We start from the raw sequence: 11,036 nt of genomic DNA, 5'->3' as shown, positions 1-11,036 counted from the left end.
GAAGGGATTGTTCTAACGAAAAATGCCTCTGATATAGAGGCATTTTTGTTTTAGCTTAAGAGAGCTAGGGTTGTAGCCTCGCCATCGCTTGTACAGCGGCCGGAAGGAACATTTCACTGACAAACATTTCCTCTTCGTCATGGTGAAAATATCGGCGTCGGCCCCAAAGTTCATGCTCGACGTTTTGCGCTAAACTCTGTGCCAGTTGGGCAAGGCGGCTATCTGTGTCAAATTGGGCGATTTCAATGCGACCAGGAATGAAGCTATCTTGGCTAAATAATAATTCGCCGAGTGGGCGTGTACCTAGGCCTAAAAAATCGGCTTGGCGTGTCGATAACAAAGACTGAGGGATCAAGGTTCTGGCAAATACCCAAGGTACAGAATCGAGGCAGAGTAACACTTCGCGCACCCAAACGGTGTTTTGCTTAGGATATTCCCCTTCGAGCGGGGCACATTGGCCTTCACCAAGAATTTTGACTTCAAACTTATCGCAGCAGGTTTTGAGTTTTTGCGTCAGGCTTCCTGGCGCCAGCAACCATTCCTTAAGGGGAGAAGCGGGAAAATTTTTGGCATTATCGGCACAAAACCATTGAATAGATTCGCCATAGGGAAAGCTTAAGCTGGTCACATTCATTAAATACTCGTTACAATATAAGCAAACGTCGGCAGTCTACCAGATAGATTGGGAAGTTTCTTCCATTGACCATTATTGTTTTTAGGGAGCTGTAAACCGCGATGAAAAAATTATTATCAGCCTGCCTGATCTTGCTCAGTGCTGTGTTTAGCGCATATGCAGCCGACGAGAAAGCTCCACCCCCTACTGGGGATTTCGCCTATTACGGGTTTGAGCCCGAAATTGTGACTAACTATATTTCAAACCGCAAAAAGCTCGGGTTTGTAAAGATTAGTGTTGAGCTGATGGTAAAGAGTCCCGATGATTTAGTGATCGTTGAGCGCCATGATCCACTGTTGCGTGCCGCCATTATTGAGGTGCTGGGTAACCAAGCCGAAGAAAAAATTAAGTCTCTTACTGGCCGTGAGGAAATCCGCCGTGAATGCTTTGATATGGTCAATAATCTGCTGACCAAGGAAGCGGGTAAACCAATAGTAGTCAATCTACTGTTTACCTCTTATCTTTACGATTAATCCAGCCAATAGGCTAAGGGCCGATCTTTGGATTGGCCCGCTCTTGTTGAACCATCATTATGTCTAAGCCCGTCGTTAAAATTGCCGCTAAGCCTGCGATGTCACCCACAGGAAAACGCAGCAAACCAAGCACGCCTAAGCCACTTGTGGCAAAATCAGCAAAACCAGCCAAACCAAATATTGCCCCCGCTAAAGCGACGAGCAAGCCAAAACAGGGCGTTGAGAGGAAGACCTTGCACCCGCGTAATTTGCATGCTCACGGCTATGACTTTTCGGCATTGATGACGAGTTACCCTAAGCTAAAAACCTTTGTTCGGCCAACGCCATACGGCGCCTTATCTATCGATTTTGCCGACCCCATAGCAGTGAAAACCCTCAATGCGGCCCTCTTGAAACATCATTATGGGCTGGCGTTTTGGGATATTCCTAAGGGGGCGCTGTGCCCACCGATCCCCGGACGAGTTGATTATCTGCACTACTTGGCTGATCTGTTGTTCGAAGGCGCCCCCGTCCAGCGTGCTGGACAAGTTAGCGCTTTAGATATCGGCACTGGGGCGAATGGCGTTTATGCCATCCTAGGGCATCAAGTGTATGGCTGGCAGTTTGTCGCCTCGGATATCAATCCTCAGTCGCTCACTAATGTGCAGCGGATTATCGACAATAACCCGAGTTTGCAGGGGCACTTATCCTTAAGGCAACAGCAGGATGAAAAGGCGGTCTTTAAGGGGATCATTCAGGCATCTGACCGCTTTGAGTTAACTCTGTGCAATCCTCCCTTTCATGGCTCGTTAAAAGAAGCTAGCGAAGGCTCGCTGCGCAAGGTGCGTAATCTGCAACTTAATCGCGGTGAACAGCCTAAAGCGACCAGCGCGACCTTAAACTTTGGTGGTCAAGCGGCGGAGTTATGGTGCCAAGGCGGAGAGAGGCAATTTTTAGCCACAATGATCCGCGAGAGCCAAGCGTTTGCCGAGCAGTGTCTGTGGTTTACCAGTTTAGTGTCAAAGCAGGAAAATCTTAAACCTTGCTATCAAGCATTGGCAAAGTTGGGTGTGGATACCGTTAAAACCATTGAAATGCAGCAGGGCAATAAGATCACCCGCGTGTTAGCCTGGAGTTTCCATTCGCAGGCTAAACGTTTGCAGTGGCGAAATCAGATCGTCAGCGGGACATAAAACAACAGGCGCCGAGTGCGCCTGCTTTTTTACTCAGCCTCAATTACTGGGCTTTTCCTGTGGATGGTCGCGGCGAAATAGCGCCCACTCTTCAATCTGTTCACCGTTTGGCAAGGTACACATACCGTGCTCCCCCTCTGCGGTTCTTTGGATTTCCGATATGCCACCGAGGGAGGCGCAATACTCTGATGCAGGGTTGGCGATTTGTGCTTTTGCTTCCGTTTTTGTTTCAGCCTGAGCGTTTGTTGCTGGCTCGGTTTTCTCGCCGCAGCCGATTAAGCTGGCGCCGATGATGAGGCCGATTAACAGTGGTGAGGTTAGTTTCATGCTGTTTTCCTTGTCATTGAGTGACTTATTTTCGTCCTAAAATCCGCAAAATACGTAGAAATAGATTGATGATATCCATATACAAAGCGGCGGCGCTATCGACGGCGTTATCGACGGTTTTCGGGATTTGGTTCGCGCGGCCCCAATCGTAGCCAATATAGCCACAAAAGATCAGCACAACTATCCAATCTAAAATGCCGTGATGGGTATTAAAGATAAATATTTCAATTAGTTCGACCACTATCACCAATAGTAATGCGATGGTGAGTACTCCAGATATTTTTTGGAAAAAAGCTGGAAACAGGGTGCCCAAACACATCATGGCAATCGTGACTAGGCCAGTTATTCTAATCGCTTCAGTAACTAATGCGGGATCGTACTGACTGACAACCATATTAATAATCAGGCCGAAGGGCACGACTACAAAGTTATAGCCAATAAAGCTGACGAGGGGATTAGTTGAAGATTGGAACAGATAAATCCCCAAGAAGCAGGAGGCAAAGTAACCGATAAAGAACACCCACGGATTCACGCTGGCAATCGCCTCGGGGTCGATATAACTGACCATCATATAGTTCACGGCAAAACCCCAGACGAGGGTTAAGCCAATCACTAAGTTATAGACACCCGCGCCAATAATAGGGTCATCGGTTGTGCTGCGGTCAAATACGCTATTTTCAGTATCCATTTGATTTGTCATTCCTTAATTGTAAAAAGCGTGCTGAATATTAAAGGTTAATGTGCTACTCACCACATATCTTGCAGTGAGGGTGTTTGGGTAATTTCATCTCGCGAAATTCCATGGTCATAGCATCGATCATCAGCATTCGTCCTGCCAGTGTTTTGCCCATACCCGTGATGACTTTGATTGCTTCAACCGCCTGCAAGCAGCCGACCATACCGACGACGGGCGCAAGAATACCGGATTCGACACAGCTGAGTTGCTGCTCGCCAAAAAGTGAACTAAAGCAATGATAACAAGGCGTTTGCGCTTGATAGTCAAATACGGTGACCATGCCTTCCATGCGGATAGCGGCGGCAGAAATCAGTGGGATCTTGTGCTTAAAACAGCTCTGATTTAATTGCTCACGCACGCTGACATTATCAGTGCAATCGACCACGATACTGTGGTTGGCGACTAAGGCATCGATCTCATGGTCATCCAATACCGCATTGATGGTATTGATTTTAACGTGAGGATTGAGCTGATTAAGGCGCTGCTTGGCCGACTCGACTTTAGGTTGGCCAATAGTGGCATCCTGATGCAGCACTTGGCGCTGTAGGTTAGAGAGCTCAACCGTATCGAAATCGACTAAGGTCATCTCGCCAATACCCGCAACGGTCAAATATTGCCCCGCCGCGCAGCCTAAACCGCCGGCGCCAATCATCAACACTTTGGCGAGTTTTAAGCGTTCTTGGCCATCGATATCCATCGCCTTGATCGAGATTTGGCGGCTGTAGCGGGTGAGTTCGCTATCGCTAAGGATGTCTACTTGTTGATTCATAAAAAGACCTTAGCAAAGCACGCTGTTAAAGGGTTCAACCGTGACTTTTGTGCCCGCTGGCGAGTCACCTTGGAACTGTTCTAACAACACAAAGCAGTTAGCCAAACTCATAGAGGTCAACATACCCGACCCTTGACTGCCTGTAATGGCGACTTCCAGCTCGCCCTGTGCATTGCGGGATAAAATACCGCGCTGATACTCAACGCGGCCGGGCTGTTTACGCACTGGTGTCGTCAGGGTAGCCGATAACATCAGTGGCGCTTTTGGGGTTAAGCCCTGCATCTTGTTTAGAATTGGCCACACCAGCTTGTAGAAAGTCACCATAGAGGACACAGGATTACCCGGTAAACCACAGAATACTGCTTTGCCTATGCGTCCCATGGCGAAGGGTTTACCTGGTTTGATGGCGAGTTTCCAGAAGGTGATTTTGCCTTCTTCATCAAGGATCTGCTTCGTAAAATCTGCCTCACCGACGGATACGCCGCCCGAGGTTAATACCATATCCGCTTGGCTTGCGGCATGGCGAAATGCATGACGAATCGCCTCTGGATCGTCAGCGACAACCCCTAAATCCAACCATTCCACATTGGCACGGCTGAGTAACCCTTGGATTGAATAGCGGTTGGAGTCGTAAATTTGTCCTGGCGCTAAGTCGCTGCCCACGGGGCGCAGCTCATCCCCTGTGGAGAAAAACGCGACCTTGAGTTGGCGGTAAACCCGCACCTGACTCACGCCAATGGTGGCTAATACACCGAGCTCGGCGGCTTTAATTTCGATGCCCGCTTTCAGCACTTTGGTGCCTTGCAACAGCTCTTCACCGCGGCAACGCACATTGGCGCCCTTAGCCTTAGGGTGATTGATTTGGATTTGATTGCCCTGTGCTTGGGTCTCTTCCTGCATTTGCACTGTGTCATAACCCGCAGGCACTGGCGCGCCCGTCATAATGCGTACGCAGGAGTTGGGGGTAATTTCACCCTCAAAGCCATGGCCTGCGAAGGAGCTACCAATCAGTGTTAATGTGGTGTGCTCGGTTTGACTGTTTAAATCGGCAAAGCGAAAAGCGTAGCCATCCATTGATGAGTTATCAAAGGGGGGTAAATCGATACACGAGGCCAAATCCTCTGCTAACACGCGGCCAAGCGCGTGGGGAAGTGTAACGACTTCGGTGTCTGACACTGGGCTAACCTGCTCAAGCAGAAGGGGAATGGCTTGATCTGGATGCATTAAGCTAGGTTGCGAACAAGGATCGGCTTTCACGGACATCGGGTCTTCCTTATGGGCAAAGGGTTGGAGCAAATATGGGGGCTATTATGCCACGCTGCGCTTGCTTGGCTATGATCTGCATAGGAGTTTATGTGATTTGTTAGGTAGTTTTCCTTAAGTGTTGCCTAAGGTTTACTCTTTTTATACTTGAGTTTGCAGTACCGTTCGTGCGGTACTAAACGCGATTCTATGAACAAATGAAAATCATTTTTATCAATGAATCATTAACTTAGCTAAGTCAACAAAGGTAAATTTTGTTGCTTTTGCTGCCGCCCTTCATGACAATGTGAGCCGATGATTTAAGTGCGAATGCCCAAGAGGATTAACTATGCTGTCTGCAACCATGATCGAAAAGTTGAATGAACAAATTAATATGGAGTTTTTCTCCTCTAATTTATACCTGCAAATGAGTGCATGGTGTGAAGATCAAGGCTTTGAAGGCGCAGCAAAATTTATGCGCGAACATGCAGATGAAGAAATGGGCCATATGCGCCGTTTGTTCACCTATGTGAGTGAAACCGGTGGTTTACCTCTATTGGGCGCCATTGCAGCACCTCAGTCACAGTTCGATTCTCTGCTGGCGTTATTCGAGCTGACCTATGAGCATGAACAGTTAATTACTCGTCAGATTAACGCGTTAGCCCACACTGCATTTTCGAATCAAGATTATTCAACCTTCAATTTTCTGCAATGGTATGTGGCTGAACAGCATGAAGAAGAAAAGCTGTTTAAGTCGATTGTCGATAAGATCCGTTTAGTGGGTGAAGATGGCAAAGCGCTGTTCTTTATTGATAAAGATCTTGCCAAATTAGCCTCAAAGGGCGGCGAAAGTATTATGAATGCCCAAAGCCAACCGCAGGCTTAAGCGCAACACCTTTGCCCATAAAAAAAGCAGCCCAGGCTGCTTTTTTATGGGCAAAAATCAGGATTTTCGTTAACCTATCAAGCGTTTACGCACTTTTCGCGCGGTTCTTGCTGCTGTAATAATGCCGGTAGTGTTTGGCTTAGCAGCGGCGTAATGGCTGCAAATGGCAGGGGCTTAGAGATCAAATAGCCTTGGGCGTAGTGGCAACCTAAATCGCGCAGTAGATTCCATTGGGCTTCGGTTTCAATCCCTTCGGCCACGAGTTCCATTTCAAGGCTTTGTCCCATCATCACGATGGCTTTCACTAAATTGGTATTTGAGCTATTGCTCAGGGCATTTTCCACAAAGCTGCGATCGATTTTTATCACAGAGATAGGGAATTTCTTCAAATAACTCAAGGATGAATAGCCAGTACCAAAATCGTCGATATAAATCTGCGAGCCTAAATGACGAATGGATTCTAGGGTGGTTAAGCAATGGCTAGCATCGCCCATCAGCATGCTTTCGGTGATCTCAATATGCACGTTTCTTGGGTTGATATGGTGGCGGTTAAAGCATTCTTGCAGCACTTGATCAAATCCTAAACCTCGAGCATTTACACATTGGCGGCTTGAAACATTGATAGCCACGTTAAGGTGTAAGCCAAGTTGCTGCCATTGTCTGAGGTCGTGCATCGCTTGGTTGAGTACCCATTCCCCCATAGGTTCGATAAGTCCTGTTTCTTCAGCGATGCGAATAAACTGGTCAGGAGGGATTAAGCCTAAATCCGGATCTTGCCAGCGGATCAACGCTTCAACACTGCAGACTTTACCTGTTTTCATCTCCACAATCGGTTGATAGTGCAGCGTAAACTCATTCTGTGCCACGGCACGGCGTAGCCGCTGTTCAAGCTCCATACGGGCAAACATGGCTTGGTTCATTCCCGAGGTGAAGTATTTGAAGTTATTGCGGCCGGCGTCTTTTGCCTGATACATGGCCATTTCGGTGTTGCGGGTCAGCGAGCTGACATCTAGCCCATCTTCTGGGTAAACCCCAATCCCAAAGCTGGCGGAAATTTGAATTTCCCGTTCATTCAAGCTAAAAGGCGTCGACAGGGTTTCGATGATATGGCTTGCCATATGCTCGATCGCAAATTCATTGGTGACACGGGGAAGGATAAGCACAAATTCGTCCCCGCCGATGCGGGCGACAAAGTCGGTTTTACCGGCAATATTTTCCAGTCGCTTGGCCACATCTTGTAATAATAAGTCGCCTGTGGCGTGGCCTTGTACGTCATTAATATATTTAAATTGGTCTAAATCAATCAGCAGAATCGCCAGTTTACGGGAGTCATGTTGGGCGAGCTGGATTTCATGCTGCAGCCGCTCATTAAAGAGTTTGCGATTCGGTAATCCGGTGAGCGTATCGAAATGTGCCTGATACCACAGATCCTGTTCATATTGCTTACGTTTACTGATATCCATAAACAAACCAATATGTTGGATTATTTCACCCCGTTCATTACGCACCACTGTAATCGCAAGATACTCGGGATACACTTGGCCATCTTTGCGCTTATTCCAGATTTCGCCTTCCCATTTGCCGTTTTTTTCTAATGCTTCCCACATCGCGGTATAGAAATGGCTTGGATGGCGTTTCGAGCTTAAAAGTGAAGGGCTTCGGCCTTTCACCTCTTCTAAGCTATAGCCTGTGATCTGGCTAAAGGCGGGGTTAACTAATTCGATATGGTTATCGGCATCCGTCACCATAATGCCTTCGGCCGAATAGTTAAAGACCGCCGCGGCCCGATTAAGCGCTTGATTCGCTTTCTGGCGCTCGCTCAGCATACGGTTCATCGCCCGAGACATCCGCGCAAGTTCATCTGAGCCTGACACATCAATATGAATATTCAACTCAGGGTCGGCGGCCATTCGCTGCATATCATTAGCAATTTGGGTGATTTTATCCATAAAGCTACGAATGATTTTCCGCCCTAGCCACAGGGTGATGGTGGCGGTAAATAAGGCGGAGAGCAGATAAATACCTAATAAGGTTAGCGCATGCTGTTGTTGTTCATTACTCTGGCGAGCCATGGTACGCGTGATTTCATTACTAAGCGCGTTCAGCTTATTGATTCTATCTGTGGTTAATGTCCACCAGTGTTTGCTGCTCACTGGGTGGGGAGGCATTAATAATTTATCAATGGCGCTAGTGAGATCGGTATTGTTGATGTGGGCAAGGGCGGTGATTTCAGCGAGCGATAGTTTTTGATCTTTTAATTGTAAGATCTTGGACATGCAGAATTGATACTGGTTAATACTCTCTTCGATAATCTGTACTGCAGGTGCAAGTGAAGGCAGGTTGATTGTTTCGCGGTTGAGTTCTGCGATTTTTTGCTGAATCGTGGCTAAGGATTGATTGAACTTCTCAAGCGATATCAGGCTACCCGTTAATAAGTAATCTTGAAAACTATCGATTAACCCATCGTAACCCAGATTGGCGTTGATGCTTTGTACTAACGTGCTGATATGGATCTGTTGCTCTATTTGTTGACTGATTTTAAGTATTCGCAAGCTTTCCGGTGAGGCTTGTATCTGGCGGATGAGGGAATGTCTGTCAGATATTGAGGCATTGCTGGCATGGGAGATGGCTTGGCCATATTCATACATAATGGTATTGATGGCTTTGTAGTCATTAATGCTGAGGCTTTCTGACAACAACATACGATTGATGGCGCTGCGTTCTTTCACTGCCAACTCTTGCACCATCAGTAGATTCAGTAAATCTGCGTAGGCTCTTGATTGATTAATATCATTGGTGAGTAATTGCAGTTGTTGGATTAACTGCATTAATTCAGAATTAAATTGTTGATATAAATCGATAAATGCAGATGGGTGTTGATCGAGCGCTTCTTGGCGGCTCGATGCCAATTTATGACTTAGCAGCGTTAAACTCGTCAGTTTTTCCTGTAATTGGGTCGATGCCAGTTGGCCACTTAACGCAGTATTCAACGCAAGCAAAGCCGGACTTTTAAGCAGTGCTTCTAGTGCATCAGAGGTCAGTTGTTGCTGTTGCAATAGACGAGTTTCATCTTGAGGCGTAGTGGCGGGGAGTAATTGGGTACTTAATCCATATTCGTTATGAAGTTGATAGAGTAATTCATTGATTTTTGAAGTAGTTTGTATTGCCAAATGGTTTTGAGTGGCAAAGCGATACTCTTTCACAAGTACATACATTCGCGACAGCACAAAAATACTCATCATCAGCAAAGGTAGCAGCGAAAACAGAATCAGTTTCTGTTTCAAGCTGAGATGCTGTAGCGTGGATGGCATACAAACTTACTCCTCAATTGGCCTGATTTGAGACATAAAAAATCAAGGAATTTCCTTGATGGGGTGAAAGCGGAAGGTCAGGCACTGGGTGCGAATATTTAACATAGAAGCCTGTCGCTCGCGACCCTTGGTTTATGGATATCTAATCTAGCTCACGAAATTCAGCTATTTATTATATACACCTAAGATTATATTTTTATTGATGAAATTTTCTCCTAGCAGATAAATTGTTTTGCTGTCTGTGATATCTAGCGTGATTTGATGCTTAACCAAAGTGTTTTATCGAAGTTAAATAAAAAAGGACGCGGGCCTTCGCACGCGTCCTTTAAATTGCATCCTGTTTATGGGGCCAAATTTAGCCTACATTGGCTAATAACGACTTACGGTAAACCACGATATCTTCAATCGTCAGTACAGGCATTTTATGCGCTGCTCCAAAGGCGATAATCTCAGGCAGACGCGCCATAGTACCGTCGGGGTTAGTGACTTCACATAACACGCCAGCGGGCTTGAGTCCGGCCAGTTGCATTAAATCAATAGTGCCTTCGGTGTGGCCACGACGAGTTAACACGCCGCCGGGTTGAGCGCGCAGCGGATACACATGGCCTGGGCGAGCTAAATCGCTTGGCTTAGCATTGTCGGCGATGGCGGTTTTAATGGTGGTGACACGGTCAGCGGCCGAAACCCCAGTGGTTACGCCCACTTTGGCCTCGATACTCACGGTAAACGCTGTGCCATATTGACTCGAGTTGTTTTCGACCATAGGTGGCAGCTCAAGGGCTTTGACCTTTTCATCCGGTAAACACAAACACACGATACCGCTGCATTCGCGAATGAGCATGGCCATTTGCGCATTGGTCAGTGACTCGGCGGCAAAAATTAAGTCGCCTTCGTTTTCCCGATCTTCGTCATCGACCACCAACACACCTTGGCCTTGGCGCAGGGCAGCAAGACCCGCTTCAACGCGTTCGATAGCAGTACCAAAAGGAGCAAGTAAAGACTGATTCATGGTTAATATCCTTCAAAAATACGACATGGGAATATCCAGAATCAGGGCGTGCAGAAATACAGCCATTACCCTAAAGGGGATTGTGCTGTAGCAATCGACCCGCTTTAAGCGCAGGCTTAAAAACGTGATTGCAAAATATGAGGCTAACAGCAGGGATACTTAGCTCAAGTTAATGCCAATTATCCAAGTGTTGTCTTACATTCTCTTCCATCCGGACTCAGTACTGTTGCTTGCGGCAAACAGTCCATTACCGTCGGCTCTGGAATAGTAGCGCTCGATAGGCATTAACCATGGCGAGACAAGCTAGGGCACCAGATCTGCTGACCCCGAATTGCGTTCGGGCGCTCGCGGGCTTTAGTGTGGGGAAATTTATTCACCTCACTATTTACCGCCGGTGGGGAGTTTCACCCCGCCCTGAGAATTGTTGATAGGCTTTGG

10 protein-coding genes and 1 riboswitch are annotated in these 11,036 nt (G+C 47.1%); of the genes, 3 read left to right on the top strand and 7 right to left on the bottom strand.

The genetic code is table 11. From position 1 onward, the window contains the following. Positions 1 to 64: 64 nt before the first annotated feature. The gene (locus KXJ80_RS01370; RefSeq protein WP_172589865.1) at positions 65 to 634 is read right to left on the bottom strand and encodes a chorismate--pyruvate lyase family protein; all 570 of its coding nucleotides are present in this window, start codon (positions 632 to 634) and stop codon (positions 65 to 67) included. 101 nt (positions 635 to 735) lie between these two features. On the opposite strand from KXJ80_RS01370, the gene KXJ80_RS01365 reads away from it, so the two are divergent. Both KXJ80_RS01365 and rlmF read left to right on the top strand, forming a co-directional pair. Next, positions 736 to 1,146, top strand: coding sequence for a flagellar basal body-associated protein FliL (locus KXJ80_RS01365; protein ID WP_037416344.1), 411 nt, complete (start codon positions 736 to 738; stop codon positions 1,144 to 1,146). A gap of 59 nt (positions 1,147 to 1,205) precedes the next feature. Then, positions 1,206 to 2,318, top strand: coding sequence for a 23S rRNA (adenine(1618)-N(6))-methyltransferase RlmF (rlmF, locus tag KXJ80_RS01360; protein WP_218737646.1), 1,113 nt, complete (start codon positions 1,206 to 1,208; stop codon positions 2,316 to 2,318). Between the two features lie 39 nt (positions 2,319 to 2,357). On the opposite strand, the gene KXJ80_RS01355 is transcribed toward rlmF, so the two are convergent. The 4 genes from KXJ80_RS01355 to moeA are packed head-to-tail and all read right to left on the bottom strand — an operon-like array spanning position 2,358 to position 5,413. Beyond that, positions 2,358 to 2,645 (bottom strand): putative hemolysin, encoded by a 288-nt coding sequence (locus KXJ80_RS01355; RefSeq protein WP_047536502.1) that lies wholly within the window; start codon positions 2,643 to 2,645, stop codon positions 2,358 to 2,360. 25 nt (positions 2,646 to 2,670) lie between these two features. Next, positions 2,671 to 3,333 carry a Bax inhibitor-1 family protein gene (locus tag KXJ80_RS01350; RefSeq protein WP_099457154.1) on the bottom strand — a complete coding sequence of 221 codons (663 nt, stop codon included), beginning with the start codon at positions 3,331 to 3,333 and terminating at the stop codon, positions 2,671 to 2,673. A gap of 55 nt (positions 3,334 to 3,388) precedes the next feature. After that, on the bottom strand, positions 3,389 to 4,150 hold the full coding sequence (gene moeB, locus KXJ80_RS01345) for a molybdopterin-synthase adenylyltransferase MoeB (RefSeq protein WP_169548438.1): 762 nt from the start codon (positions 4,148 to 4,150) through the stop codon (positions 3,389 to 3,391). Between the two features lie 9 nt (positions 4,151 to 4,159). After that, entirely contained in the window at positions 4,160 to 5,413 is a 1,254-nt protein-coding gene (moeA, locus tag KXJ80_RS01340) for a molybdopterin molybdotransferase MoeA (protein WP_169548437.1), read from the bottom strand. Positions 5,414 to 5,741: 328 nt separating this feature from the next. Here moeA and ftnA point away from each other — a divergent pair, with 328 nt between their 5' ends. Beyond that, complete coding sequence (gene ftnA, locus KXJ80_RS01335) at positions 5,742 to 6,278, top strand: non-heme ferritin (RefSeq protein ID WP_037416358.1); 537 nt, start codon at positions 5,742 to 5,744, stop codon at positions 6,276 to 6,278. Positions 6,279 to 6,355: 77 nt separating this feature from the next. Here ftnA and KXJ80_RS01330 read toward each other — a convergent pair whose 3' ends face one another. Both KXJ80_RS01330 and ribB read right to left on the bottom strand, forming a co-directional pair. Then, on the bottom strand, positions 6,356 to 9,589 hold the full coding sequence (locus KXJ80_RS01330) for an EAL domain-containing protein (protein ID WP_218737644.1): 3,234 nt from the start codon (positions 9,587 to 9,589) through the stop codon (positions 6,356 to 6,358). Positions 9,590 to 9,944: 355 nt separating this feature from the next. Beyond that, complete coding sequence (ribB, locus tag KXJ80_RS01325; protein WP_037416362.1) at positions 9,945 to 10,598, bottom strand: 3,4-dihydroxy-2-butanone-4-phosphate synthase; 654 nt, start codon at positions 10,596 to 10,598, stop codon at positions 9,945 to 9,947. A gap of 195 nt (positions 10,599 to 10,793) precedes the next feature. Further along, positions 10,794 to 11,024, bottom strand: a riboswitch (FMN riboswitch). Between the last annotated feature and the right edge of the window lie 12 nt (positions 11,025 to 11,036).

This window comes from Shewanella xiamenensis, from assembly GCF_024971755.1.
GTDB lineage: Bacteria > Pseudomonadota > Gammaproteobacteria > Enterobacterales > Shewanellaceae > Shewanella > Shewanella xiamenensis.
Note: the sequence above shows the minus strand (reverse complement) of the source record. Positions and strands in the feature narration are given on the sequence as shown.